We start from the raw sequence: 25,861 nt of genomic DNA, 5'->3' as shown, positions 1-25,861 counted from the left end.
CTTAGACCGGACCGGCCAACTGGCCAATCACATCTGGTTTGATTAGGATGAGATCCCTCCCCGTCGATGCGAGATCCTCCCGTGGCCAAAGCAAAAACTGCGTCCAAAAAATCCGGCAACATCTTCATCGGTATCGGCGGCTGGACCTTCGAGCCCTGGCGCGGCGTGTTCTATCCGGAGAAGCTCGCGCAGGCGAAGGAGCTGTCCTATGCCGCCTCGAAGCTGACCTCGATCGAGATCAACGGCACCTATTACGGCTCGCAGAAGCCGGAGAGCTTTCGCAAATGGGCGAGCGAGGTGCCTGACGGTTTCGTGTTCTCGGTGAAGGGACCGCGCTTCGCGACCAACCGCCGCGTGCTCGCGGAGGCCGGCGATTCCATCAAGCGGTTCTACGATTCCGGCGTGCTGGAACTTGGAGATCATCTCGGGCCGGTGCTGTGGCAGTTTGCGCCGACGAAGAAGTTCGACGGCGCCGATTTCGGCAAGTTCCTGGAGCTGTTGCCGCGCAAGCTCGAGGGGCGCGCGCTGCGCCACGTCGTGGAAGTGCGCCATGACAGCTTCTGCACGCCGGACTTCGTGGCGCTGATCCGCGAATTCGAGACGCCCGTGGTTTTCGCCGAGCACGGCAAATATCCCGCCATCGCAGATGTCGCCGGCGATTTCGTCTATGCGCGGCTGCAGAAGGGCAATGACGAGATCAAGACCTGCTATCCGCCGAAGCAGCTCGACGCCTGGGCCGAGCGCCTTCAGGCCTGGGCTTCAGGCGGTGAACCCGACGACCTCCCGAAGGTCGACAAGGCCAAGCCGAAGAAGGAGCCGCGCGACGTGTTCGCTTACGTCATCCACGAGGGCAAGGTGCGAGCACCGCACGGCGCCATGGAACTGATCGCACGGGTGAGTTGAGTCCCATGGCAAAGGCGAAGAAGCTCTTCACCATCGGCTATGAACAGACACCGCCGAAGGCCGTGCTGGACGAGCTGGAACAGGCCGGCGTCAAGCTCGTGGTCGACGTGCGCGCGGTGACGTCGTCGCGCCGGCCAGGCTTTTCCAAGAAGCAGCTTTCGGCGGGCCTCGACGAGCGCGGCATCGGCTATGTCCATCTCGCCGCGCTCGGCACGCCGAAGGAAGGCCGCCTCGCCGCCCGCAGCGGTCAATACGACGTGCTGGAGAAGATCTTCTCCAAGCACCTGAAGACGCCGCAGGCGAGGGAAGAGATGGACGAGCTTTCTGCGCTGGTGAAAAAGGCCGGCCCGGTGTGCCTGCTCTGCTACGAGCGCGACCACACCCACTGCCACCGCCAGATGATCGCGGAGATCATCGAGGAGCGCGATGGGGTTGCGGTGAAGAATTTGGCGGGGCGGCAGGTGTAGTTGTCGCCGTCATTCCGGGGCGCGCCTCTTGGCGCGAACTATGGTGCGCAATTGCGCACCTGAGAATCCATTCCTCCACCAACACTGCGGCTAGATGGATTCCGGGTTCGCGCTACGCGCGCCCCGGAATGACAAGTTACCCCTCCCCCGCCAGCCGGAACGTCCCCTCCATCATCTGCACGCAAGCGCCGCCGATGTGAGCGGATACAATCTTGCCGTCCTGCTTGCGTACGCGGGTCGAGAGGATGCTTGGACGACCCATGTCAAAACCCTGCCCGACGGTCAGCTTCAGCTCGCCGTCGCTCGCGGGATCGAGATCGGCGAACAGCGCGGCGGCGGCAACCGTGGCGCTGCCGGTGGCGGGATCCTCGACGAGGCCGCTGGCACCGCGCATGAACATGCGCGCCTGTCGCTCGCAAGGCGCCTCCGCCGCCGGCACATCGCGCGTATAGAACCACACCGAGCGGGCACCGTCGCGCGGCAAGACCTTGCCAAAGGCCGCAGCATCGGGCCGGGCCCGCTTCAGCGCCTCACGCGAATGCAGCTCCATCACCAGAAACGCGTTTCCGACGGTGACGACCTGTGGCTCGTGATTGTCGGTCTTGATGTCGTCGGCAACGAGCGAGATGCAGCTCGCGGCTTCCGCTGTTGACAGCGTTGAGAGCCGCTGCAGCGGCTGCGGCGCGGTGAGCTCGGTTCTGATCACCCTGCCCTGCTCTCGCACGATCTCGACCGGAACCAATCCGGCCTTCTCCTCGAACAGCAGGCGCGGCTTCGGCTCCTTCGCCATCGAGGCCAGCACGAAAGCGGTGCCGACATTGGGATGGCCCGCAAAGGCGATCTCCTGCACCGGCGTGAAGATGCGCACCTCGGCGTCGTTGGCCCTGTCGCGCGGCGGCAGCACGAAAGTGGTCTCGGAATAATTGAACTCGGTCGCGATCGCCTGCATCTGCTGCGTCGTCAGCCCGCCGGCATCGAGCACCACAGCGAGCTGGTTGCCGCCGAAGGCGCGGTCGGTGAACACGTCGACGGTGATGTAGCGGCGCTGCATCGTCACTTCCTCATGCAAGTCGCGGCCGCGACCGGCCGCATCGCGCAGCACTCTACAAGCCGAAAACATCGCTCGTCATGCCCCAAAATTGAGTGCAATCGGAGCAATCGCTTGGATGAAAGTGAACTGCGCGCGCCGATGTGTGATGCACATTACCCCAGCTGAAACACCGGTACTTTCTGCTCGTAGCCGCGCACCTCGACCTCGCCGAGCGCGACGGCATCGCTGCCGTCGGCTCCCAGCGCCTCGCGCACGGACGCCGAGATCAGGAGCTGCGAGCCGAAATCCTTGTTCAGCGCCTCGAGTCGCGAGGCGAAGTTCACGGTATCGCCGATGACCGTGTATTCCTTGCGCCGGGGCGAGCCGATATTGCCGGCGACGACCTCGCCGAAATGGATGCCGATGCCGATCCGCAGCGGCCAGCTGCTCTCTGCGTTGATGCGGTCCATTGCCCGGAGCATCTCGCGGCCGGCGGCGACCGCGCGGTGCGCGGCGTCGGATGCTTCCAGCGGCGCGCCGAACAGCGCGAGGAAACCGTCACCGAGAAACTTGTTCACGATGCCGCCCTGGCGGTCGAGAATGTCGACCAGGACGGCGAAGGCGCCGTCGAGCCGGTCGACCACCTCCTGCGGACTGCGCGACTGCGCACCGGCCGTGAAGCCGCGGAAATCGACGAACATCACCGCGACGCGGCGGACGTCGCCGCTAGCGCCCGTTCCCGCCGTCATCAGCCGCTCCACCACCTGCGGCGAGACATGCTGGCCGAACAGATTGGTGACCCGGTCACGCGCGGTGGCGGCCGCGATGCTCGCGGCGAACTGCCGGCGCAATTGCGCGCCGACGGCGCCGGCGAGCACGCCGCAGATCAGGATGATGGCGCTGCGCACCGCGTGAAAATAGAGTTGGGGCTCGCCGACGCTGCTCGAGGGATCGTAGACCCGTGCGACCGCGAACAGCTCGGCAGCAGCGACGAAGCCGGTGAAGGTCGAGAGCCAGAAATCGAGCCGCAGCGTCGAGAGGATGACGAAAATGAAATACATCAGCGGCACGGCGAAGCCGAGGGCCTGGGTCGCGCCCATGGACCGGATCTGCAGGATGAGGATCACGGTTGGCAGCGACGTCTCGATCAGCGTGCCGATATAGCGCCTGGCCACCGGCACGTCGCGGTCGAGGCGGAGGTTCTTCCTGATCTGGGTGTGGACCCAGGCCTCGAACAAAATGAACCCGACGAGCAGGCCGTAGACTTCGGCGAGCCCTTCGGTGCCGCGCCAGACCCGGTTCACCACGGCGGGGTCGATCAGATAGATTGCGGTGAGGAACAGCGTCATGACGCAGCCGGTCGCAATCAGCGCCCGGACCCGCAACAGCTCGGTGCGCAGCACCTCCCGCGTCAGCTCGCGCTCGAAGTCCTCCGACAAGACGGCATGCTGCCGCGCTTTCCTGCTCGCAAACTTGGCCATCCCGCCCCTCGATTCCGGGGTATTGTGCCTCAATCCAGCGTGCGGCGGAAGCGCGTCACCGCGACGGTCATGGCGAGCAGCATCAGGGCCGCCAGTGCCAGCGTATCGAAGCGCAAATTCTCCATGGTCGCGCCCTTCAGCATGATGGCGCGGACGATCCGCAAATAATGGGTCAGCGGCAGGCATTCGCCGAGATATTGCGCCCAGGCCGGCATGCCTGCGAACGGGAACATGAAGCCGGAGAGCAGAATGCTCGGCAGGAAGAACATCATCGACATCTGCATGGCCTGGAGCTGGTTCTGAACCAGCGTCGAGATGGTGTAGCCGACCGCCAGATTGGTGGTGATGAACAGCGTCGACAGCAGCGCCAGCAGGACGAGATTGCCGAGCACGGGCACGCCGAACAGGCCGACACCGATGCTGATGATCAGGAAGGCCTGGACGAAGCCGACCAGCACGTAGGGCACGATCTTGCCGAACATCACCTCGATCGGCTTGATCGGCATCGACAACAGGCTCTCCATGGTGCCGCGTTCGACCTCGCGCGTGACCGAGAGCGCGGTGAAGATCAGCATGGTCATGGTGAGGATGGTGCCGACGAGGCCTGGCACGATATTGAGGCTGGAATTCGCGGCCGGATTGTAGCGGGCGTGGGCGCGGATCTCGAACGGCATCTCCGGGGGCTCGCCGATATAGAGATCGTGCGCGAGCGCGGTCTGCACGATCATGCCGAGCGAGCCGAGCGCAGCGCTTGCGGCGACCGGATCGGTGGCGTCGGCCGCGACCAGCAGCGCCGGCCTGTCGCCGCGCCGCACCGCCCGCTCGAAGCCGCGCGGGATCTCGACCCCGAACAGCACCTTGCCGGACTTCAGGAGGTTGTCGAAATCGTCGACGTCGTGAACCTCGTAGAGGAAGCGGAAATATTTGGTGTTCTCCAGCGCCTTCAGCACCGAGCGGGCGAGATCGGAATCCTCCTGGAGCAGCACCGCGCTCGGCAGATGACGCGGCGTGGTGTTGATGGCATAGCCGAACAGCATCAGCTGCATCACCGGCAGCATCACGATCATCGCGAACGAGACGCGGTCGCGCCTCAGCTGGATGAACTCCTTGACCAGCATCGCGTAGGAGCGCCGCAGGAAACCGAAACGCTCGCGGATTTCGCGCCGTGGTTCGGGATGTTCTACCGCGCTCATTGGAAATTGTCCTTGGAGCGTCCCATCAGCTCGATGAACACGTCTTCGAGCGAGGGCTTGGACTTCTGCCAGTGCAGGCCGCCTCTCTCGCGCCAGGGCGCGATGCTGGCTTCGAGCGCCGGGACGTCGCGGCCGGAAACATGCAGCGAGGTGCCGAACGGCGCCACCATGTCGATGCCGGGCTTGCCCGTGAGCGCCGCCCCAAGCTCGTTCAGGTCGTCGCCCGTGACGGTGTAGGTCGTCAGCGCGGATTTCGCGATGACCTCCTCCACCGTGCCGTGCGCCAGCAGATAGCCGTATGCGATGTAGGCGATCTCGTGGCAGCGCTCGGCCTCGTCCATGTAATGGGTCGAGACCAGCACCGTGAGGCCCTCGGCGGCCAGCGCATGGATCTCGTTCCAGAAATCGCGCCGCGCCTTGGGATCGACGCCGGCGGTCGGCTCGTCCAGCAGCAACAATTGTGGATTGGGCAGCGTGCAGGCCCCGAGCGCCAGCCGCTGCTTCCAGCCGCCCGAGAGCTCGCCGGCGAGCTGCTCCTCCCGCCCCGAGAGCCCGAGCCGCTTGATCATGTCGCGCGCGGCGCCGCGCGCGTCAGCGAGGCCATAGAGCCGCGCCACGAATTCGAGGTTCTCGCGCACCGAGAGGTCCTGGTACAGGCTGAAGCGCTGGGTCATGTAGCCGACCTGGCGCTTGATCTTCTCGGCATCGCGGCGGATGTCGTAGCCGAGGCAGGTGCCCTCGCCGCTGTCGGGCGTCAGCAGGCCACAGAGGATGCGGATGGTGGTGGTCTTGCCCGAGCCGTTGGGACCGAGGAAGCCGTAGATCGAGCCGCGCTTCACCTGCATCGACAGATCGTGCACGACCTCGCGGCCGCCGAATGACTTGGTCAGGCCCTTGACGTCGATTGCGATGCCGTTGCCGTTGCTCATCGCTTGTCCGCCACCGGTGTCTTGGTCTCAGGAGTTTTGGGATTGAGGTGGATGTCGATCGGCTGTCCGACGCGCAAGGCATCGGGCCGCGAGGGTCGCGCCTGGATCAGATAGACCAGCTTGTTGCGCTCTTCGAGGCTGTAGATGACGGGCGGCGTGTATTCGGCCGAGGTCGCGATGAAGTAGATCTTCGCGGTGAGGTCGGCGGCGCAATTGTCACAGGAGACACGCACCGTGTCGCCGATCGCGAGCTTCGGCAGCTCGGTCTCCGGCACGAAGAAGCGCAGCTTCATGTTGCCGGGCGGCATGATCGAGAGCACCGGCCGCTGCGCCGCCACCATCTCGCCTTCGCGGAAATAGATCTGCTGGATGGTGCCGGCGACCGGCGCAAAGCCCTTGCGCCGCGCCATCCGCGTCTCCGAGGTCGCCACCCGCGCCTCCGCGACGCGCAAGGCGGACACGGCGGAATCGAGATTGGCCTGCGTGCCCGAACCGGTCTTGTTCAGCGAGGCCGCACGGTCATAGGTCTGCTGCGCATTCGCAAGCGTCGCCTTCTGCTGGTTGAGGTCGGCAAGCTGGAGATCGTCATCGACGGAATAGAGGTGATCGCCGACCTTGACCTCGTCGCCTTCGCGGACATTGAGCTTGGTGACGCGCCCGGCTTCGTCCGGACTGACGAAGATCATGTCGGCCTCGACCCAGCCCTGGAAGCCGGGATCGCGCTTCTCCTTGCACCCCGCAAGCCCGGTTGCGAGCACAAGGACCAATGCCAAGAAAGAAATTACTTGCGACGACCTCATGTCGTCCTCCGTTCGCCAAAAATCAAATCGAGATGAACGCGCAGCATCTCCTGCGCGTCGAGCGGCGCATGCCGCGCAAACAGGCTCTGCCAGATCACGGCGATCATCGCGGGCGCGACCAGGATCTGTGGATAGCGCGCGAGGTCCTTCTGCCGGATCTCGCCGCGGGCGATGCCGAGCTCGATCAGCGCGCGCATGGCAGTGATCCCGCGCGAGACCACCTCGCGGTAGTAGAAGTCGGCGACGGACGGAAAGCGCGGCCCCTCCGCCACGATCAGACGCACCAGATCGCCCCGTCTCGTGCCGATCACCTCCTTCAGGAAGTTGCCGGCGAACGTCTCGATGAGGTCGCGCACCGAGCCTGCCGGCGGCGGCAGCGTGGTCAGCCGTGCGACCACGGGAACGATGACGATGCGCACCAGCTCCTCGAACATCGATTCCTTGTCCTTGAAGTGCAGGTAGATCGTGCCCTTGGCGACGCCGGCGCGCTTGGCGATGTCGTCGAGCCTGGTGGCGGCAAAGCCGCGCGCGATGAACTCCTCCATCGCCGCCTCCACGATCGCCGCACGCCGCTCCGCCGCACGCGAGGCGCGGTTCGAGGCAGGCGCTGCATCGGGGCCAGCAGTCCCAGGGTCGTTCGCTCCGGTGGGAGCGGCGGAGGGCAAGGCGGCTTTGGTCGGCTTCTTCGTCATTCGATATATATGACTGACTGGTCAGTCATAGTCAAGAGCGCGCGGGGGGCGGCGACTGTCCAGACGAATTAGTGTTGACTAATGTATTAGTCTCCGCTAATTTGATGGCATGATCGAAGCCACCCCAAACCCCGTCACCACCGTGATGCGCGCCCTTGCCGATCCGACCCGCCGCGCCGTGTTCGAGCGTGTGTTCGAGAGCAAAGAGATCAGCGTCGCCGAGCTGACGCGCGGCAGCGGCGTCACGCAAGGAGCCGTCTCGCAACACCTGAAATCGTTGAAGCAAGCGGGCCTCGTCGCCGAGCGCGCCGAGGGCCGCAACGTCTATTACCGCGCCGCGCCGCAGGGACTCGAGCCGCTGGTCACCTGGATGGACCATTACGGCGTCTTCTGGCGCGAGCGTTTCCGGAACCTGCGTGACCTCTTGAAGGAGATCGACCCGTGAGTGCTGCCGCGTTGAAAGCCGACACAAGAGACATCGTCATCGACGAGGTCTTCCCTCACACAGCCCAGACGATCTGGAAGGCGCTGACCAGCGGACAGCTGATCGGGCGCTGGCTGATGCAGCCGACCGGCTTCGAAGCCGTCGAAGGCAAGGCCTTCACCTTCCAGACCACCCCGGGGGGCAACTGGGACGGCGTGATCCATTGCCGGGTTCTCGAGGTCGTGGCGCATCGCCGCCTCGTCTACGCCTGGAAAGGCGGCGACGAGCGCAACACCGGCTATGGCGCCCCGCTCGACACCGTCGTGACCTGGTCCCTCACCCCGGTCGAAGCCGGCACGCGGATCCGCCTCGTGCATGCGGGCTTCGTCCTGCCCAGGAACGAGTCGGCCTACACGGTGATGAGCGGCGGCTGGAAGAAGGTCGTTCGCAAGCTCGACGAGATCAGCGGCGAAGGTTGAGTGGGAGATATTGCGATGGAGAAGCCCTATACCGGCGGCTGCGCCTGCGGCGCGATCCGCTATTCGATTGAAGGGGAGCCCCTCTTCAGCAATCACTGCCAATGCCGAGACTGCCAGCGGGAAAGCGGCAGCGGCCATGGCTCGTACGCGACCTTCGCGCGCGCCGGCGTCACGCTGACGGGCGATGCCAGGCACTGGGACATGGTCGCCGACAACGGCAAGGTGAAGACCCGCGGCTTCTGCACACAATGCGGCGTAGCCGTCTACATGACCTTCGCGGCGCAGCCTGACGTCTTCACGATCCGCGCGGCAAGCCTCGACGAGCCCGCCCGCTACAGGCCGCAGGCGGTGACCTTCGCCGCGCGCGGCCATGAGTGGGATCCTCTCGACCCTGGCCTGGTGAAGTTCGACGGCATGCCGCCGGGGTAAAGCGCCAGATTCTTGTTTTGACGCCTTTTCTTTACGCGAACCGGTGTCCACTTCGCTCGAAAACGCTTTAGCCAAAATCCAGCACCATGCGACCGTCGATCTTGCCGGCCCTCATCCGGTCGAAGACGTCGTTGATCGCTGCGAGCGGCACCTTGGTCACCTCGGCCTTGACCTTGCCGTCGGCGGCGAACGCGATGGCTTCGTCGAGGTCACGCCTCGTGCCGACGATGGAGCCGCGCACGGTGATGCGCTTGAGCACGACGTCGAAGATCGGTGTCGGGAATTCGCCCGGCGGCAGGCCGACGAGGCTGACAGTGCCCTTGCGACGCACCATCTTGAGCGCCTGAGCGAATGCAGCAGTCGACACCGCCGTCACCAGCACGCCATGCGCGCCTCCCCCACTCGCCGTCAGCACCTTCTCCACTGCACCATCCGCCAGCGCGTTGACCGCGAGATCGGCACCGGTTTCACGCGCCAGCTCCAACTTGTCCTCGGCGATATCAACCGCGGCGACCTTCAGCCCCATCGCCTTGGCGTATTGGATCGCGACATGGCCGAGCCCGCCGATTCCGGAGATCACGACCCACTCGCCGGGCTTGGCCTCGGTTTCCTTCAATCCCTTGTAGGTGGTGACCCCAGCGCAGAGGATCGGCCCGATGGCCGCGAAATCGATCGTCGCCGGCAGCTTGGCGGCGAACGCGGCCGAAGCGATGACATATTCGGCAAAGCCGCCGTTGACGCTGTAGCCGGTGTTGTGCTGGTGCTCGCACAGCGTCTCCCAGCCGGTCTCGCAATATTCGCACGACATGCAGGCGTCGTGCAGCCAGGCGACGCCGACGGCATCGCCGACTTTCAGATTCTTCACGCCGGGCCCGAGCGCGGCGACGATGCCGGCGGCTTCATGGCCGGGGATGAAGGGCGGCACCGGCTTCACCGGCCAGTCGCCGGAGGCGGCGTGCAGATCGGTGTGACAGACGCCGCAGGCCTTGACCTTGACCAGAACCTCGCCCGGACCGGGCTGCGGCACCGGCACGTCCTCGATCACCAGCGGCTTGCCGAATTGCTTGACGATTGCGGCTTTCATGGTCGGCATCGGTCTGCTCCTGTGCTTTGTGAAGCAGAATAGCGACGCCGCCCGGCGCACCCTTGACGAGAGTCAAAAAGCACAATGTTTGCGCAAGGGCGGGTCCATCATGACACCCCGATGACGCCGCGCGATGCTCTCGATCTGTCAGCTATGGAACTTGAGACCGTCGACGATCTTGTCGATCACCTTCCGCTCGGCGCGCATCGCAATGCCGACGAGATTGAGGTCGCTACGCGCAACCGCCCTCACCGCCTCGCGGTTGGCGGCATCATGTGTCGTCTTGAACATGTCTTCGGTATAGACCGCCGCCTTGACGTTGCGGGCGAGCGCGCGGTCCAGCGCGCGCGACAGCGCCGGACCGTCGGCGCCATAGATCAGGATCGGTTGGCCGATCAGTGCATGATACTTCGTGCCCGAGGCGTCCTCATAGGCTTCGCCGATGCATTCCGGAAAGGCCGCGGCGATGCCGCTGGTGAGGAAGGAGGCTACGTTCAGCTTCTGCCAGGCTTGAAGATCGGTACGGATCACGACCGCGATCTTGGTGTCGAACTGCATGTATGCCTTCCACTGTCATTCCCGAGGCGATGCTACGCAACGCCCGATCACGACAGCAAGAGAAAATCACCCCTTGGCGTCACAGGCCCAGGCGCGGATCACGCATTCCTTGCCGCCGTATTTGTAGCATTCGCGCGTAGCGGCGTTGAGCGAGGCGGAAATATTCGGCTTGACGGCATAGCCATAGGCGCCGCAGGGATTGGTCATATCGACCGACATCGCAGCGCAGGCGCGCTTCATTGTCATGGTGGTGCAATCGCCCTTGCACTGCTTCTGCGCGGCGGCGCGGGCCTCGTGCTCGTGGCCATAATCATAGGCCTGGCCATAAGCGCCGCATTTGCCGACCGCGATGGCGCCGGCGGCCTCGGCTTCTGTCGTATGGCGCGCGCCGGATGCAAAGACGGACAGCGCAAGGAAAAACATCGCGCAACGGCGCGCGACGACGTTCGAAGCCATGGAAAAACCCCTCCCCCCAAGGCAGGTGGCGGCAACTCTAAGCGGCGGTCGTTTCCAGATGGTGAACGGGGGGTTGAAATCGGCAGGCTTGCAGGATGCCGTAGTCCCGTAGGGCAGATTAGCGAAGCGTAATCCGCCTCTTTTGTTTCCGCGGAGAAACACAGCGGCGGATTACGCCTTCGGCTAATCTGCCCTACGCACCTTCAGCCCCGCCGTGCCGCCTCCAGCGCCTGCGGCGTGTCGATGTCGAGGAAGGCGCTCTCGCCGTCCACGGGCACTTCGGCGACCGCCTCGGTGTGCTTGGCGATCAGATGCCGCGCGCCGACGTCGCCGTCGAGCGTCATCAGCTCCTTGAAGAAGCGGCGCGACCACAGCACGGGGTTGCCGCGGCGGCCATCGCTGACGGGAACGACGATGAGATTGCCGCGGTCGGGCGCGAAACTGTCGATCAGCCTGTCGATCAGGCCGGCGTCGATCAGCGGCATGTCACCGAGACACACGACGGTGCCATCGCAGGTGTCGGGAACGGCGGCGATGCCGGCCTTCACCGAACTGGCGATGCCGCCGGCGAAGTCCGGATTGCGGACGAATGTCACCTTCAGGCCTTGCAGCGCCTGCTCGACGAGCTCGGCCTGATGGCCGGTGACGACGATCACCTCGGATGCCCTAGAGGCCAGCGCCTGCTCGGTCGCGAGGCGCACCAGCTTCTTGCCGTCGAGCTCGGCGAGCAGCTTGTTCGGCCCGCCCATCCGGGTCGAGCGGCCCGCCGCGAGCACGATGGCCGCGACCTGGCTGTTGCCCTCGGTCTCCGGCTTGGCGCGCGGCTGCGGCCGCGTCACGATCTCCATCAAGAGGCCGCCGACGCCCATGCTCATCAGCTCGGAGCGGGTCACCTTGATGCCGGCGAGAAGCCGCATCAAGACCCAGTCAAAACCGTTCTCGACCGGCGAGCGCGCGCAGCCCGGCGCGCCCAGCACCGGCACCTCGCCGGCGCGGGCGATCAGCAGGAGATTTCCGGGGTCGACCGGCATGCCGAAATGCTCGATCTCGCCGCCGATTCCGGTGACGGCCGCCGGAATCACGTCGCGGCGGTCAGCGATCGCGGATGCACCGAACACGATCACGAGCTCGGCGCCGAGGCCGAGCAATTCCTTGATCGCGGCCGACAGCGCCTGCTCCTCGTGCGGGACCCGGCGCTCGGCGATGATGCTGGCGCCGGCTGGCGCCAGCCGTTCGGCAGTGACGCGCAGCGTCTTGTCGATCACCTTGGTGGACAGGCCCGGCAGCAGCGTCGAGACCACGCCGACGCGCTTGATCACGTAAGGCGCGACCTTCAGCACGTCCTTGCCCGCCGCCTTCACCGCGGCATCGCGCAAACTCGCCTCGACGCCGAACGGGATGATCTTGACGGTTCCGACCATCTCGCCCTCGACCACCGGCTTGTAGGCGGCGAGCGTGGCAAAGGTGATGGCTTCGTCGATGTTGTTGATGCGGTCGACCGCGGCGCGATCGATCACCAGCACGCCCGCTCGCGCGGCGAACAGATTGGCACGGCCGGTGAAAGCGCGCTCGACATGGATGCCCTCGCCGCCGATGGCGAGCGCGATGCTGGCGGCGGCAACGTCCTCGGAGACGTCGCCCGCCTCCATGCGCACCACGACGATGTCCTTGATGCCGGCGCGCTCCAGCGCCTCGACCTCGGCAGGTCCGATCGTCGTGCCCTTCTTCAGCACCAGCGATCCCTGGCGCAGGGTGTGGACGGTCACCCCGCCAATCGCATCCCTGGGGCTCGCCGGGCCGAACTTCATGCCGCTTCTTCTTTTTCCTTGGGAGGCAGCCGAAGCACGGCCGTGATCTCGGCCATGATCGCCACCGCGATCTCGGACGGCGAGACCGCGCCGATCGCTAGCCCAATGGGCGCGTGGATGCGCGCGATGTCGCTTTCCTTGGCGCCTTGCGCCCGCAACCGGTCGCCACGCTTGGCATGCGTCTTTCGCGAGCCGAGCGCGCCGATATAGAAGCAGTTGCGCTCGAAGGCGTGCAGCAGCGCGGGGTCGTCGATCTTGGGATCGTGCGTCACCGCCACGAACGCGGTGTAGGCATCGACATTGAGCGGCGGCAGCGCAGTATCAGGCCATTCGGCGATCAACGGAATGTCGGGAAAGCGCTCGGGGCTCGCAAAGGCCGTGCGCGGATCGACCACGGTGACGTCATAGCCGAGCGAGCGCGCCAGCGGCGCGAGCGCCTGGCTGATATGGACCGCGCCGATGATGACGAGCTTTGCCGTCGGGGCGTAGACGTTGAGAAACAGCTTCTTGCCGCCGGCCTCGACATTGGCGCTCTTGCCTATGCGAAGCTGCTTCTCGAGCTCGGCGCGCAGCGGATCCTTGGCGAAATCCTTCGCCTTCACCAGCCGCTGCTCGCCGCTCTCGGTGTCCGTCACCAGGATGACCGGCCGGCGCGCGGCGCGTTCGGCATTGAGTTCGTGCAGGATGTCGAGCTTCACGGCTAACCGACCTTCTCGACGAAGACGCGGATGGTGCCGCCGCAGGACAGCCCAACGTTCCAGGCGGTCTCGTCGGCGACGCCGAACTCCAGCATCTTCGGCTTGCCGCTCTGGATCACATCCATGGCCTCCGTAACCACCGCGCCCTCGACGCAGCCGCCGGAGACGGACCCCAAGAACGTGCCTTCGTCGTTGATAACGAGGCTCGAGCCCGCCGGGCGCGGCGCCGAGCCCCAGGTTTCCACCACCGTCGCCAGTGCGACGCCACGGCCGGCCTTCTGCCAGTCCTCCGCCGCCTTCAGGATATCCTCGTCGCGATCGAGCATGGCTGGCCTCTCAAGCTGCGGAGCGGATCAGGCTGCGGTGATGCGGCGGCAGCGGCTGGGAGAGCGTCGTGATCAGCTCCTGGATCGAACTCAAATTATGTACCGGGCGGAATTCGTCAACGTGGGGGAGCATCATTTTGATGCCCTGCGCCTTGGCCTCGAAGCCGCCAAACCGCAGCAGCGGGTTCAGCCAGATCAGCCGCCGGCAGGACCGGTGCAGCCGGTCCATCTCGAAGGCGAGCTTGGAATCGGCCTCCCGCTCCAGCCCGTCGGAGATCAGGAGCACGATGGCGCCCTGGCTCAGCACCCGCCGCGCCCACAATTTGTTGAAGTTGTGCAGCGAGGCCGAGATCCGGGTGCCGCCGGCCCAATCCTCGACCGAGGCCGAGCAGCTCGCCAGCGCCTCGTCCGGGTCACGCTGGCGCAGCGCGCGGCTGACATTGGTGAGGCGCGTGCCGAACAGGAACACCGAGACGCGCTTTCGAGCATCCGTGATCGCATGCAGGAAGTGCAGGAACAGACGGGTATATTCGCTCATCGAGCCCGAGATGTCGAGCAGCGCCACGATCGGCGCCGGCTTCTCGATGCGCCCGAGGCGATGGATGTCGATGATGTCGCCGCCGGTGCGCAAGGAGGCGCGCAGCGTGCGGCGGAGGTCGAGGCGCAGGCCGCGCGCATCGGGCCGGCGCCGGCGCGTCAAGAGCTCGGCCTGCGGCAACCTCATCCGCTCGATGGCACGGAGCGCCTCGGCGATCTCCGCCGCGCTCATCTGCGCAAAATCCTTCTTCTGCAGGATCTCCTTGTCGGAGACCGACAGGCGCAGATCCTGCTCCTGGTGCTGCGGCGTCTCGGTCATGCGAGGCTGCGCCATCGCCTCCTGGACGCGGCGGGCGCCGGCCTGGGGCTTCTTCTTGGCCTCGTCCGGCAGCGGCACCGAATCCAGCATGTGCTTCCATTCTTCCGAGGCGCGGAAGAACAGGTTGAAAGCCTGCTTGAAGATCAGCGCATGCTCATGGCGCTTGACGAAGATCGCCTCCAGCGTGGTGAAGACGTCGGATCGGCTGCCGATGTCGATCACCTGCAGCGCGCTCATGGCATCGATGACAGCGCCCGGCCCGACCGGCAGGCCGGCCGCACGCAGCGCGCGTGCGAAGCCCACGATGTTGTCGGCGAATTGCTCGGTCTTTTCGGGGGCAAGGTGGTTGATGGCCATTGGTTCAGCACCCTCGGTCGTCATTCCGGGGCGATGCGCAGCATCGAGCCCGGAATCCATTCATCCACCAACTCTGCGGCCCGATGGATTCCGGGTTCGCGCTAACGCGCGCCCCGGAATGACGTGAAGATCAATTCTCGCTCGTCGCGTCCTTCAGCACCTTCTGCAGCGTGTCGCCCTGCATGCGGGTGATGTCGTCCTGGTATTTGAGCAGCGCGCCCAGCGTGTCGCCGACCACTTGCGGGGTCAGCGAGCGGGCATCGAGCTCCGACAGCGCCGTGGCCCAGTCGATGGTCTCGGCAACGCCCGGCGACTTGTAGAAGTCCTGGTTGCGCAGCGCCTGCACGAAGCGCACGACCTGCTGCGAAAGCTTGGCGGAGATGCCGGGCACACGTGTCTTGACGATCGCGAGCTCGCGCTCGGCGGCGGGATAATCGACCCAGTGATAGAGGCAGCGCCGTTTCAGCGCGTCGTGGATCTCGCGGGTGCGGTTGGAGGTGATGATGACGATCGGCGGGTGCGGCGCCTTCACGGTGCCGAATTCGGGGATGGTCACCTGGAAGTCACTGAGGATCTCGAGCAGGTAGGCTTCGAACGCCTCGTCGGCACGGTCGAGCTCGTCGATCAGCAGCACCGGCGGACCGGCGACATCAGGCTCCAGCGCCTGGAGCAGCGGCCGCTTGATCAGGTAGCGGTCGGCGAAGATGTCGCTCGAAAGCTGATCGCGATCGGTGTCGCCGGCGGCTTCCGCCATCCGGATCGCGATCATCTGCGACGCGCTGTTCCACTCATACACCGCGGAGGAGACGTCGAGGCCTTCATAGCACTGCAGGCGGATCAGCTTCCGCCCCAGCGCCGCCGAGAGCACCTTAGCGATCTCGGTCTTGCCGACGCCGGCCTCGCCTTCCAGGAACAGCGGTCGGCCCATACGCAGCGACAGATACGTCACCGTCGCCAGCGAGCGCTCAGCGAGATAGCCGCGCGACGTCAGGAGTTCGAGCATCGCATCGACCGATGCCGGCAAAGCACCGGAAGAAGTGGCCGCTGAAGTCATGGAAAAGCCAGTCTCGCTACGCCCTCACCGGGGACAGGTCTGGACCGAGGAATGAGGTCAGCTCATTCCTTGGCATTGGCGGCATCGACGGCGCGCCGCGTCAGCACGCCGATGAGATGCGCGCGGTATTCGGCGCTGCCGTGGATGTCGCTGTTGAGGCCTTCTCCCGGTACCGCGATGCCCTCCAGCGCCTTCGAGGCGAAGCGCTTCTTCAAGGCTTCCTCGAATGCAGTGACGCGGAACACGCCTTCGGAGCCCGCACCGGTGACGGCAACGCGCACGTCCGAAGGACGCCGCGCCACGAACACCCCGACAAGCGCATAGCGCGAGGCCTGGTTGCGGAACTTGACGTAAGCGGCCTTCTTCGGCAGCGGGAACATCACCTTGGTGATGATCTCATCCGCTTCGAGCGCGGTCGTGAACAGGCCCTGGAAGAACTCTTCCGCCTTGAGGCGGCGCTTGTTGGTGACGATGGTGGCCCCGAGCGCGAGCACCGCGGCCGGATAATCGGCAGTCGGATCGTTGTTGGCGAGCGAGCCGCCGATCGTGCCCTTGTGACGCACGGCGGGATCGCCAATGCCGCCGGCGAGATTCGCCAGCGCCGGAATGGCTTCACCGACGATGGCGGAGGTCGCGACCTCGGCATGCTTGGCGGTGGCGCCGATCACCAGCGAGCGACCCTTCATCTCGATCGTGTTGAGCCCCTCGATGTGGGAGAGGTCGACCAGATGCGGGGGACTGGCGAGGCGCTGCTTCATGACGGGAATCAGCGTGTGGCCGCCGGCGATCACCTTGGCGTCCTCGTTCTTCACCAGGAGGTTGGCCGCCTGGCGAACGGTCCCAGGGCGATGATATTTGAATTCGTACATCTGTATGTCCTGATCGCGGGAGGCGCGTTACGCGAGGTCGGATTTGGCCATCGCCTTCGCGCCGGCGGAGATCGAGGCGACGATGTTCTGGTAGCCCGTGCAGCGGCAGAGATTGCCTTCGAGCTCCTCGCGAATGGTGTGGTCGTCGAGCTCGTGGCCCTTGCGGTGCACGATGTCGATCGCAGTCATGATCATGCCGGGCGTGCAGAAGCCGCACTGCAGGCCATGGTGCTCGCGGAAGGCCTCCTGCATCGGATGCAGCGGCGCGCCGTCCGCAGCCAGCCCCTCGATCGTCTTGACCTCGTGGCCATCGGCCATCACCGCAAGCGTGGTGCAGGACTTCACGGCCTTGCCGTCGAGATGCACGACGCAGGCGCCGCACTGCGAGGTGTCGCAGCCGACATGGGTGCCGGTCAGCCGCAGATTCTCGCGCAGGAATTGCACCAGGAGCGTGCGGGGATCGACATTGGCGGTGACTGGATTGCCGTTCACGATGAGGGAGATTTTTGCCATAAGCACTCTCTGTCAGCACCCCGACGGGTCCCGTCGAAGCGGTTCTTATAATTATTCCAACCCATCATATGGGCCATTATGCCCCGGGGCAACATCGCCCCGGGCGCAAGGCGCCATGCCGAAGGCGCTACCCTAAAGGTATTGGACCTTCAGCCCTGTACGGCCTTGGCGAAGTTCGCGAAAAACTCATCGGCAAGCTTCTTGGCGGCGCCGTTGATGAGGCGCTGGCCGAGCTGCGCCAACTTGCCGCCGATCTGCGCCTCGACGTCGTAGGAGAGCAGCGTGCCGCCGTCCTTCTCGGCGAGCTTGACGGCCGCACCGCCCTTGGCGAATCCGGCCACCCCGCCTTCGCCCTCACCGGAGATCTTGTAGCCGTTCGGCGGGTCGAGATCGGACAGCGTGACCTTGCCCTTGAAGCGCGCCGACACCGGGCCGACCTTCATCTTCGCCGTCGCGCGGAAGCCGCCGTCGTCGGTCTTCTCCAGCTCCTCGCAGCCGGGGATGCAGGCCTTCAGCACCTCGGGATCGTTGAGCTTGGCCCACACGGCCTCGCGCGGCGCTGCAAGCTGGACTTCGCCGTTCATCGTCATGGCCATGAGGGTGCCTCCCGGATCGCGTAACTATAGTGCTGATCAAGTAACGCAGCGGCGCGGCAAAGAAAAGGCCGGCGCCCGGTCACGTGCAATGCATATTCGCAACTGCAAAATGACGTGTGCGGGCGGTGGGGGATTGGCACGGCCGGGCCATGATGATTAGGTCGCGCGCAACATGAGCACATCCCTCTCCCCCCTGCTCGCACCGATGCTGTCGAGCGCCGCCATGCGCGTGGTCTGCGACGATCGGTCGACCTTGCAGAACATGCTCGATTTCGAGGCAGCCTTGGCACTTGCCGAGGCGGCCACCGCCGTGATTCCCACATCCGCCGTCGGACCGATCGAGGCGGCGTGCAAGGCCGATGGCTTCGACATGGCCGCACTGGCCGAGGCCGCGACGCGGTCGGGCAATCTCGCGATTCCCCTGGTCAAGATGCTAACCGCCAATGTCGGCAAGAATGACGCGGAGGCCGCGCGCTACGTGCATTGGGGCGCGACCAGCCAGGACGTCATCGACACCGCGACCATGCTGATGCTGCGCGCCGGCATCGCGGCGCTGGATGCCGACCTCAGCCGTGCCATCAAGGGCTTTGCCGCGATGGCGCGCAGCCATCGCAACAACGCGATGGTGGCGCGGACCTGGCTCCAGCATGCGCTGCCGATGCCGTTCGGGCTGAAGGCCGCCGAATACGCCTCGAGCCTTGCCCGCGCCCGCTGCCGCCTGCGGCGGCTCTCCCGCGAGGGCCTCGCGCTGCAATTCGGTGGCGCTGCCGGCACGCTCGCTGCGCTCGGCGACAAGGGGCTCGCGGTGGCCGAACGGCTGGCGCAGGAGCTCGACCTGCCGCTGCCCGAGGCGCCCTGGCATACCCATCGCGACCGCATCGCCGAGGCCGCATCCTGCTTCGCCATTCTCGCCGGCAGCTGCGGCAAGATCGCGCGCGACGTGTCGCTGCTGATGCAGACCGACGTCGCCGAAGCGTTCGAGCCCGCCGGCGAAGGCCGCGGCGGCTCCTCGACCATGCCGCACAAGCGCAACCCGGTCGCCGCCGCAAGCGCGCTGGGCGCTGCCACCATGGCCCCGCAGCTCGCCGCGACGATCTTCGCCGCCCAGGTGCAGGACCACGAACGCAGCGCCGGCCCCTGGCACGCCGAATGGCCGACGCTGCCGCAATTGATGCTGGTCACATCAGGCGCGTTGGCGGCCGTCGTCGACATCGCCGAGGGTCTCGAGGTCGATGCGGCGCGCATGCGCAGCAATCTCGATGCGACGCATGGCTTGATCATGGCCGAGCCCGTCACCTTCGCGCTCGCCGAAGCCATCGGCAAGAGCAACGCGCATCATCTCGTCGAGGCCGCGAGCCAGCGTGCCGTCGCCGAGAAGAAGCATCTGCGCGAGGTGCTGTCGGCCGATTCGCAAGTCATCGCGCACCTTTCGCCGGAAAAAATTGCGGCATTGTTCGAGCCGATGGCCTATCAAGGGGCGTCACAGGCGCTGATCGACCGGCTGCTCGACAACCTCGATCAAGATTAAGAACGGAGACGCCGCATGCCCATGATCGATGCCGACGGATGCCTGCTCAACGTCTCCGTCGAGGGCCGCGACGGCGGGCCGACCTTGATGCTGTCGAACTCGCTCGGCTGCACGCTGCAGATGTGGGAGCCGCAGATGAAGGCGCTGACGCAGGTGTTCCGCGTCATCCGCTACGATCGCCGCGGCCACGGCAAGTCGAACGTCCCGCCTGGCCCCTACACGATGGAGCGGTTCGGCCGCGACGTGCTCGCGATCCTCGACGATCTCAACATCGAGAAGGTGCATTGGTGCGGCCTGTCGATGGGCGGCATGGTCGGGCAATGGCTCGGCGCCAATGCGCCCGAACGGTTCGGCAAGCTGATCCTCGCCAACACGTCCTGCTACTACCCCGATCCAACTAACTGGCACAACCGCATCAAGGCGGTGAAGGAGGGCGGCATCGCCGCCGTCGCCGATACCGTGATCGCGGGCTGGCTCACCCAGGATTTCCGCGAGCGCGAGCCTGCGATCACCGCGAAGATGAAGTCGATGCTGCTCGCCTCGCCTGTCGAGGGCTATCTCGCCTGCTGCGAGGCGCTGTCGACGCTCGACCAGCGCGCGCTGCTGCCGAAAATCAAGAGCCCGACGCTCGTGATCGCCGGCCGCCACGACGTGGCGACGCCGATCTCGGCGGCCGAATTGATCCGCTCCAGCATTCGCGGCGCCAGCATGACGATCATCGACGCCGCGCACATTTCGAACGTCGAGCAGCCGCATGCGTTCACGGAAGCGGTGGTGGGGTTCCTGACGCAGCGCTAGCAACAACCGTCATTGCGCGGAGCGTAGCGACGAAGCATCCAGTCCGTCTCCGCGGACACATGTCTGGATTGCTTCGCTGCGTTCGCAATGACGAAAGAGGAGGATGGAATGGACGACCAGAAGCGCCGCGATGCCGGCATGAATGTGCGCCGCAAGGTGCTGGGCAATGCCTGGGTCGACAAGTCGATCGCGAACCGCAATGCCTTCAACACCGACTTCCAGGACCTGATCACCCGCTACGCCTGGGGCGAGATCTGGACGCGGCCGCATTTCGACGAGCGGACGCGGCGGGTGCTGGTGATCGGCACCATGGTCGCACTGGGGCAATGGGACGAATTCCGCCTGCACGTGCGTGCGGCACTGGCCGAGGGCGGCTTCACGCCCGACGACATCAAGGAGATCCTGCTGCAGCAGGCGATCTATTGCGGCGTGCCGGCGGCGAACCACGCCGTCAAGGAAGCCTCAGCGATTGTGCAGGAGCTCGGCCTGCTCAAGACCTAGAGGCTGAAGATTTGGCGGCGCGGCGACCTCGGCCGTCTTCGGCGCAGCCGCCGGCTTCTCGATCACGAGCACGACCGCGGCACCGAGCAGCATCAGAAGCTCGGTGGCGTGCAGCCGGAGCGCCGCCAGCTCGCCGACCTTCGAGGCCATCACCATGCTGGCAAAGGAGATCAGGCTGCCGATCCCAAGCGCAATCCCGAGCGCCTCGTCACTGCCGCCGCCCTTGCGGGTGCGGGGAATGCAGAGCAGCACGAGGTAGATCGCGAAGAACGCCACCACGGTCAGCCGCCCGAGCGCGAGCAGCCAGGCGGCACGCACCGTGTCCATGCCCGCCATCTGCAGATGGTCGCTCAGGTACAGCGCCACCGCAACGCTCGGCCGCTCGTAGAGGCCGCGCACGGGCGCGACAAAGATGCTGAAGGCGACGAGGCTCCAGACGGGAATGAAATAGGCCGCCAGCAGCGCGCCGGTGACCGAGCCGATCCGCCAATTCCTGAACATGCCGCTTCCCGCCTGATTTGCCGAGCCTTCGATGGAAGGCGGCGGCCATGCCGGAGCTAACTCGCATCAGACTGTGGCGGCAATTTAAACCCTTTGTTTACCTTAACTGCCCTCTCGCGCGGCGTCATTCCGGGGTGGTGCGCAGCACCAGACGCGGAATGACTCTTCCGCAAAGAAAAAGGCCCCGCCTCGCGGCGGGACCTCTCCTCACTACCGGGCTCCCAAACTCGCTATTCCTGATCGCGCTGGCCGCCCTGCTGCTGGCCCGGGCGATCGCCCTGGCGCGGGTCCTGCTGCTGCTGTCCGGGTTTCTGGCCACCACCCTGCTGCGGATTGCGCTGGCCGGGATTCTGATTCTGCTGACCCGGATTCTGGTTCTGCTGCTTCGTCATTCGGGGAAACTCCCTTGTTGGACGTCAGAGGGGAGACAACGGCCGGCATCCACTTTGGTTGCCTCGGGAACCGGGTTCCCCGCAGACCTCAGGGAACCCGGCGCCGAAATGATCTCTGTACAAGCCTTAAGGTGGAGACCGGGCCAGTTGCAGCCGCCAGTTCCCTCCTGTTACAAAACCCAAACGCTCAAGGGCTGCCGGGGCCCAAGAACTCTCTGCAAGAGCTCCCTTTGAGCCGCGTCAAGTTTGGGTACGGCAGCTTATGGATTATTTCGCCCAGCAGCTCATCAACGGCCTCGTGCTCGGCTCGATCTACGGCCTGATCGCGATCGGCTACACGATGGTCTACGGCATCGTCGGCATGATCAACTTCGCCCATGGCGACGTCTTCATGATCGGCGGCTTCATCGCCCTCATCACCTTCCTGATCCTGATCTCGCTCGGCCTCACGGCCATTCCCCTGATCCTGCTCGTGGTGCTGCTGGTCTCGATGGCGATCACCGCGCTCTATGGCTGGACCATCGAGCGCATCGCCTACCGGCCGCTCCGCCATTCCTTCCGCCTCGCCCCGATGCTGTCGGCCATCGGCATGTCGTTCGTGCTGACGAACTATTCGCAAGTGGCGCAAGGCGCCCGCGTCAAGCCGATCCCGCCCTTCATCACCGGCGGCTACACGCTGCACGAGAGCCAGGAGGGCTTCGTGATCCAGCTCTCCAACATTCAGATCATGGTGGTCATTACCACCATCGTGCTGCTGGCGATCTTCACCTGGCTGGTGTCGAGCACCCGGCTCGGCCGCGACATGCGCGCCTGCGAGCAGGATCAGACCATGGCGGCGCTGCTCGGCGTCGACGTCGACCGCACCATCTCCATGACTTTCGTGATCGGCGCGGCGCTCGCCGCCGTGGCGGGCCTGATGTACCTGCTCTATTACGGCCTGGTCGATTTCTTCATGGGCTTCGTCGCCGGCATCAAGGCCTTCACCGCCGCCGTGCTCGGCGGCATCGGCTCGCTGCCAGGCGCCATGCTCGGGGGGCTTTTGATCGGCCTGATCGAGACGCTCTGGTCGGCCTATTTCTCGGTCGAATACAAGGACGTCGCGGCGTTCTCGATCCTGATCGTCGTGCTGATCTTCATGCCGACCGGCCTGCTCGGCCGTCCCGAAGTCGAGAAAGTCTGACGGACCGGCCGCGTGACAGCACCCTCCACCCACACGACCAAACCTGCAACGAGCCTCCCCGCTCTCCTCAAGACCGCCGTCATCAACGCAGTGATCGCGCTGGTGCTGTTTTCGCTGATGGTGGCGTCCGCACCGAGGCGGGCTCCGACGGCCAGCTCACCTATTGGACGCGATTCGGCGAGCTCGCCTCCCTCGTCGCCGCGGTGTTCGGCGGCTCGATCGTGATCGAGCTGCTCAGGCAATGGATCGGCCCGGCCGGCACCGAGAGGCTGGTGCCGCCAGCGTTGCAGAAGGGCGTGTCGCTGGTCGGCCGCTACCTTGCGCCCGCGCTGCTGATCTTCACGCTGCTGGTGCCCGTGATCTTCTATAACCAGCGCTACATCCTCGACCTCGCCATTCTCGTGCTCACTTATGTGATGCTCGGCTGGGGCCTCAACGTCGTGGTCGGGCTCGCCGGCCTGCTCGATCTCGGCTACGTCGCGTTCTATGCCGTCGGCGCCTATTCCTACGCGCTGCTCGCCACCAATTTCGGCTGGTCGTTCTGGATTTGCCTGCCGCTCGCCGGCATCCTCGCCGCGTTCTGGGGCGTACTGCTCGGCTTCCCCGTGCTGCGCCTGCGCGGCGACTACCTCGCCATCGTGACGCTCGCCTTCGGCGAGATCATCCGCCTCGTCCTGATCAACTGGCAGGATCTGACCGGGGGACCGAACGGCGTGTCCGGTATTCCGCGTCCGACCCTGTTCGGCATTCCGCTGAGCAACACTGACGATGGGCTGGCCAACAAGCTCGGCATCGAGTACTCGGCGACCCACCGTATCGTCTTCCTGTTCTATCTGATCCTGGCGCTGGCGCTGCTCACCAATTGGGCGACGATCCGCCTGCGCCGGCTGCCGATCGGGCGTGCCTGGGAAGCCTTGCGCGAGGACGAGGTCGCCTGCCGCGCGCTCGGCATCAACACCACGACGACCAAGCTCACGGCATTTGCGACCGGCGCCATGTTCGGCGGCTTCGCCGGTGCGTTCTTCGCCACCCGCCAGGGCTTCATCAGCCCGGAATCCTTTACCTTCCAGGAATCGGCGCTGGTGCTCGCCATCGTCGTGCTCGGCGGCATGGGCTCGCAGCTGGGCGTCGCGCTCGCCGCGCTGGCGATGATCGGCGGCTTCGAGCTGTTCCGCGGCCTCGAGACCTATCGTATGCTGGTGTTCGGCTGGGCCATGGTGCTGATCATGATCTGGCGGCCACGCGGCCTGGTCGGCCATCGCGCGCCGACCGTTTATCTGAAGAAGGCGCAGGCCATCTCCTCCGACCTCGTCAAGGAAGGACACGGATGAGCGGCGACAAGATCCTCAGCGTCGACCGGCTGACGATGCGCTTCGGCGGCATCGTCGCCGTGCAGGATCTCTCGTTCGCCGCCGAGCGGAAGAAGATCACCGCGCTGATCGGGCCGAACGGCGCCGGCAAGACCACGGTGTTCAACTGCATCACCGGCTTCTACAAGCCGACCGGCGGCGCCATCCGCCTCACCCACGATGACGGCAAGGAAATCGCGCTCCAGCGGCTCAACGACTTCCGTATCGCCAAACAGGCCAAGGTCGCGCGCACGTTCCAGAACATCCGCCTGTTTCCCGGGATGACCGTGCTCGAAAACCTGATGGTGGCGCAGCACAACATGCTGATGCGCGCCTCGGGCTTCACCTTGCTCGGCCTTGTCGGCGCGCCCGCCTATCGCGACGCAGAAAAGCGCGCGATTGATCTCGCCTCCGACTGGCTGAAGCGGGTCAACCTGCTGGACCGCGCCGACGATGCCGCCGGCAATCTCGCCTATGGCGATCAGCGCCGCCTCGAGATCGCGCGCGCGATGTGCACCGAGCCCGCACTGCTGTGCCTCGACGAACCGGCTGCCGGCCTCAACGCGCGAGAGAGCGCCGCGTTGAACGAGCTCCTGCTTTCGATCCGCAACGACCTGGGAACGTCGATCCTGCTGATCGAGCATGACATGTCGGTGGTGATGGAGATCTCCGACCACATCGTGGTGATGGATCACGGCGTGAAGATCGCACAAGGCACGCCGCGCGAGGTGCGCGACGATCCCAAGGTGATCGCCGCCTATCTCGGCACCGACGAGGAAGAGGCCGTGGCCGTCATGGAGAGCGGATCGTGACGGCGGCATCCCCCCTGCTCGCGATCCGGGGCCTGCGCGCGGCCTACGGCAAGATCGAGGCCTTGAAGGGCGTCGACGTCGACATCAATTCCGGCGAGATCGTGGCGCTGATCGGCGCCAACGGCGCCGGCAAGTCGACGCTGATGATGACCATCTTCGGCAAGCCGCGCGCCCGCGCCGGGCAGATCCTGTACGAGGGCAAGGACATCACGGCCGTCCCGACCCACGAGATCGCCCATTTGCGCATCGCGCAGTCGCCCGAAGGCCGCCGCATCTTCCCGCGCATGAGCGTCGCCGAGAACCTCCAGATGGGGGCCGACGTCACCGAGAGCACGCCGGCGGAACGGGAGAGCACACTCGAGCGCGTGTTCGCCCTGTTTCCCCGCCTGAAGGAACGTTTCGCCCAGCGCGGCGGAACCCTGTCCGGCGGCGAGCAGCAGATGCTGGCGATCGGCCGCGCCTTGATGAGCCGCCCTCGCCTGCTCCTGCTCGATGAACCCTCGCTGGGGCTCGCCCCGCTCATCGCGCGGCAGATTTTCGACGCCATCCGCACACTGAACCGGCAGGACGGCCTGACCGTGCTGATCGTCGAGCAGAACGCCAACCACGCCCTCAAGCTGGCCCATCGCGGCTATGTCATGGTCAACGGCCTGATCACGCTGGCCGGCAGCGGCGCCGAATTGCTGCAGCGCCCCGAAATCCGCGCCGCTTATCTGGAAGGCGGCCGGCACTGACCGGCCCCGCCCTGCGCGAGAATGCGGCTAGATATCTTGGCGTATGCCCGTATTTTGCCGGTGA

General features: G+C 65.5%; 30 protein-coding genes and 1 pseudogene. 12 read left to right on the top strand and 19 right to left on the bottom strand.

What is annotated here, in order from left to right; all coding sequences use genetic code 11:
• The first annotated feature begins 66 nt into the window (after window positions 1-66).
• Both XF30_RS15925 and XF30_RS15920 read left to right on the top strand, forming a co-directional pair.
• A complete protein-coding gene (locus XF30_RS15925) occupies window positions 67-903 on the top strand; it encodes a DUF72 domain-containing protein (protein WP_109143264.1) in 837 nt (278 codons plus the stop codon).
• Window positions 904-908: 5 nt separating this feature from the next.
• Window positions 909-1,370 carry a DUF488 domain-containing protein gene (locus tag XF30_RS15920; protein WP_109143263.1) on the top strand — a complete coding sequence of 154 codons (462 nt, stop codon included), beginning with the start codon at window positions 909-911 and terminating at the stop codon, window positions 1,368-1,370.
• 136 nt (window positions 1,371-1,506) lie between these two features.
• Here the strand turns inward: XF30_RS15920 and XF30_RS15915 are convergent, their stop codons facing one another.
• The 6 genes from XF30_RS15915 to XF30_RS15890 form a co-directional block, all read right to left on the bottom strand.
• Complete coding sequence (locus tag XF30_RS15915; RefSeq protein ID WP_109145729.1) at window positions 1,507-2,421, bottom strand: PhzF family phenazine biosynthesis protein; 915 nt, start codon at window positions 2,419-2,421, stop codon at window positions 1,507-1,509.
• A gap of 152 nt (window positions 2,422-2,573) precedes the next feature.
• Window positions 2,574-3,881 (bottom strand): adenylate/guanylate cyclase domain-containing protein, encoded by a 1,308-nt coding sequence (locus tag XF30_RS15910; RefSeq protein WP_109143262.1) that lies wholly within the window; start codon window positions 3,879-3,881, stop codon window positions 2,574-2,576.
• Between the two features lie 29 nt (window positions 3,882-3,910).
• Window positions 3,911-5,074: an ABC transporter permease gene (locus XF30_RS15905; protein WP_036027772.1), complete on the bottom strand. Its 1,164-nt coding sequence runs from the start codon at window positions 5,072-5,074 to the stop codon at window positions 3,911-3,913.
• A complete protein-coding gene (locus tag XF30_RS15900; protein WP_036027774.1) occupies window positions 5,071-6,003 on the bottom strand; it encodes an ABC transporter ATP-binding protein in 933 nt (310 codons plus the stop codon). Before XF30_RS15900 ends, XF30_RS15905 begins: the two co-directional genes overlap by 4 nt.
• Window positions 6,000-6,803 carry an HlyD family secretion protein gene (locus XF30_RS15895; RefSeq protein ID WP_036027776.1) on the bottom strand — a complete coding sequence of 268 codons (804 nt, stop codon included), beginning with the start codon at window positions 6,801-6,803 and terminating at the stop codon, window positions 6,000-6,002. The genes XF30_RS15900 and XF30_RS15895 overlap by 4 nt, the downstream gene beginning before the upstream one ends.
• Window positions 6,800-7,495, bottom strand: a complete 696-nt coding sequence (locus XF30_RS15890; protein ID WP_085969158.1) for a TetR/AcrR family transcriptional regulator — start codon at window positions 7,493-7,495, stop codon at window positions 6,800-6,802. The genes XF30_RS15895 and XF30_RS15890 overlap by 4 nt, the downstream gene beginning before the upstream one ends.
• A gap of 109 nt (window positions 7,496-7,604) precedes the next feature.
• Here XF30_RS15890 and XF30_RS15885 point away from each other — a divergent pair, with 109 nt between their 5' ends.
• The 3 genes from XF30_RS15885 to XF30_RS15875 are packed head-to-tail and all read left to right on the top strand — an operon-like array spanning window position 7,605 to window position 8,827.
• Entirely contained in the window at window positions 7,605-7,940 is a 336-nt protein-coding gene (locus tag XF30_RS15885; RefSeq protein ID WP_036012825.1) for an ArsR/SmtB family transcription factor, read from the top strand.
• The gene (locus XF30_RS15880) at window positions 7,937-8,398 is read left to right on the top strand and encodes an SRPBCC family protein (protein ID WP_036012826.1); all 462 of its coding nucleotides are present in this window, start codon (window positions 7,937-7,939) and stop codon (window positions 8,396-8,398) included. The genes XF30_RS15885 and XF30_RS15880 overlap by 4 nt, the downstream gene beginning before the upstream one ends.
• 15 nt (window positions 8,399-8,413) lie before the next feature.
• Entirely contained in the window at window positions 8,414-8,827 is a 414-nt protein-coding gene (locus XF30_RS15875; protein WP_036012827.1) for a GFA family protein, read from the top strand.
• A gap of 67 nt (window positions 8,828-8,894) precedes the next feature.
• Here XF30_RS15875 and adhP read toward each other — a convergent pair whose 3' ends face one another.
• From adhP to XF30_RS15820, 11 genes are all read right to left on the bottom strand, one after another.
• On the bottom strand, window positions 8,895-9,920 hold the full coding sequence (adhP, locus tag XF30_RS15870; RefSeq protein WP_109143261.1) for an alcohol dehydrogenase AdhP: 1,026 nt from the start codon (window positions 9,918-9,920) through the stop codon (window positions 8,895-8,897).
• Window positions 9,921-10,058: 138 nt separating this feature from the next.
• A complete protein-coding gene (locus XF30_RS15865; RefSeq protein ID WP_057029516.1) occupies window positions 10,059-10,469 on the bottom strand; it encodes a DUF2000 family protein in 411 nt (136 codons plus the stop codon).
• Between the two features lie 66 nt (window positions 10,470-10,535).
• Complete coding sequence (locus XF30_RS15860) at window positions 10,536-10,925, bottom strand: DUF4189 domain-containing protein (protein WP_109143260.1); 390 nt, start codon at window positions 10,923-10,925, stop codon at window positions 10,536-10,538.
• A gap of 203 nt (window positions 10,926-11,128) precedes the next feature.
• Window positions 11,129-12,733 (bottom strand): NTP transferase domain-containing protein, encoded by a 1,605-nt coding sequence (locus XF30_RS15855; protein WP_109143259.1) that lies wholly within the window; start codon window positions 12,731-12,733, stop codon window positions 11,129-11,131.
• Window positions 12,730-13,431 (bottom strand): XdhC family protein, encoded by a 702-nt coding sequence (locus XF30_RS15850; RefSeq protein WP_057029513.1) that lies wholly within the window; start codon window positions 13,429-13,431, stop codon window positions 12,730-12,732. The genes XF30_RS15855 and XF30_RS15850 overlap by 4 nt, the downstream gene beginning before the upstream one ends.
• Window positions 13,432-13,433: 2 nt before the next feature.
• Window positions 13,434-13,757: an XdhC family protein gene (locus XF30_RS15845; RefSeq protein WP_025037240.1), complete on the bottom strand. Its 324-nt coding sequence runs from the start codon at window positions 13,755-13,757 to the stop codon at window positions 13,434-13,436.
• A 10-nt stretch (window positions 13,758-13,767) separates the two neighbouring features.
• A complete protein-coding gene (locus XF30_RS15840) occupies window positions 13,768-14,970 on the bottom strand; it encodes a vWA domain-containing protein (protein ID WP_036027787.1) in 1,203 nt (400 codons plus the stop codon).
• Between the two features lie 130 nt (window positions 14,971-15,100).
• On the bottom strand, window positions 15,101-16,024 hold the full coding sequence (locus tag XF30_RS15835) for an AAA family ATPase (RefSeq protein WP_109143258.1): 924 nt from the start codon (window positions 16,022-16,024) through the stop codon (window positions 15,101-15,103).
• 62 nt (window positions 16,025-16,086) lie between these two features.
• Complete coding sequence (locus XF30_RS15830; RefSeq protein WP_109143257.1) at window positions 16,087-16,893, bottom strand: FAD binding domain-containing protein; 807 nt, start codon at window positions 16,891-16,893, stop codon at window positions 16,087-16,089.
• Between the two features lie 27 nt (window positions 16,894-16,920).
• Window positions 16,921-17,406, bottom strand: coding sequence for a (2Fe-2S)-binding protein (locus XF30_RS15825; RefSeq protein ID WP_014494194.1), 486 nt, complete (start codon window positions 17,404-17,406; stop codon window positions 16,921-16,923).
• A gap of 149 nt (window positions 17,407-17,555) precedes the next feature.
• Window positions 17,556-18,002: an SRPBCC family protein gene (locus XF30_RS15820; protein WP_036012850.1), complete on the bottom strand. Its 447-nt coding sequence runs from the start codon at window positions 18,000-18,002 to the stop codon at window positions 17,556-17,558.
• Between the two features lie 172 nt (window positions 18,003-18,174).
• On the opposite strand from XF30_RS15820, the gene XF30_RS15815 reads away from it, so the two are divergent.
• The 3 genes from XF30_RS15815 to XF30_RS15805 all read left to right on the top strand — a co-directional run bounded on the left by XF30_RS15815 (window position 18,175) and on the right by XF30_RS15805 (window position 20,829).
• A complete protein-coding gene (locus tag XF30_RS15815; protein ID WP_109143256.1) occupies window positions 18,175-19,530 on the top strand; it encodes a 3-carboxy-cis,cis-muconate cycloisomerase in 1,356 nt (451 codons plus the stop codon).
• 15 nt (window positions 19,531-19,545) lie between these two features.
• On the top strand, window positions 19,546-20,328 hold the full coding sequence (gene pcaD / locus XF30_RS15810) for a 3-oxoadipate enol-lactonase (RefSeq protein WP_109143255.1): 783 nt from the start codon (window positions 19,546-19,548) through the stop codon (window positions 20,326-20,328).
• 108 nt (window positions 20,329-20,436) lie between these two features.
• Window positions 20,437-20,829 carry a carboxymuconolactone decarboxylase family protein gene (locus XF30_RS15805; RefSeq protein ID WP_024340834.1) on the top strand — a complete coding sequence of 131 codons (393 nt, stop codon included), beginning with the start codon at window positions 20,437-20,439 and terminating at the stop codon, window positions 20,827-20,829.
• On the opposite strand, the gene XF30_RS15800 is transcribed toward XF30_RS15805, so the two are convergent.
• Complete coding sequence (locus XF30_RS15800) at window positions 20,791-21,330, bottom strand: hypothetical protein (protein WP_109143254.1); 540 nt, start codon at window positions 21,328-21,330, stop codon at window positions 20,791-20,793. The genes XF30_RS15805 and XF30_RS15800 overlap by 39 nt on opposite strands.
• 230 nt (window positions 21,331-21,560) lie before the next feature.
• A complete protein-coding gene (locus tag XF30_RS38515) occupies window positions 21,561-21,722 on the bottom strand; it encodes a hypothetical protein (RefSeq protein ID WP_192893160.1) in 162 nt (53 codons plus the stop codon).
• 262 nt (window positions 21,723-21,984) lie between these two features.
• Here XF30_RS38515 and XF30_RS15790 point away from each other — a divergent pair, with 262 nt between their 5' ends.
• The 4 genes and pseudogenes from XF30_RS15790 to XF30_RS15775 all read left to right on the top strand — a co-directional run bounded on the left by XF30_RS15790 (window position 21,985) and on the right by XF30_RS15775 (window position 25,797).
• On the top strand, window positions 21,985-22,902 hold the full coding sequence (locus tag XF30_RS15790) for an ABC transporter permease subunit (RefSeq protein WP_109143253.1): 918 nt from the start codon (window positions 21,985-21,987) through the stop codon (window positions 22,900-22,902).
• Window positions 22,903-22,914: 12 nt separating this feature from the next.
• Window positions 22,915-24,233 (top strand): annotated as a pseudogene (livM, locus tag XF30_RS15785) (high-affinity branched-chain amino acid ABC transporter permease LivM).
• Entirely contained in the window at window positions 24,230-25,063 is an 834-nt protein-coding gene (locus tag XF30_RS15780; RefSeq protein WP_036043573.1) for an ABC transporter ATP-binding protein, read from the top strand. The pseudogene livM and the gene XF30_RS15780 overlap by 4 nt, the downstream one beginning before the upstream one ends.
• Complete coding sequence (locus XF30_RS15775; RefSeq protein ID WP_025037253.1) at window positions 25,060-25,797, top strand: ABC transporter ATP-binding protein; 738 nt, start codon at window positions 25,060-25,062, stop codon at window positions 25,795-25,797. The genes XF30_RS15780 and XF30_RS15775 overlap by 4 nt, the downstream gene beginning before the upstream one ends.
• Window positions 25,798-25,861: the final 64 nt, after the last annotated feature.

It is taken from the genome of Bradyrhizobium sp. SUTN9-2 (genome assembly GCF_003122645.1).
GTDB classification, from domain to species: Bacteria; Pseudomonadota; Alphaproteobacteria; order Rhizobiales; family Xanthobacteraceae; genus Bradyrhizobium; species Bradyrhizobium yuanmingense.
This window is presented reverse-complemented; position numbering and strand designations above follow the sequence as displayed.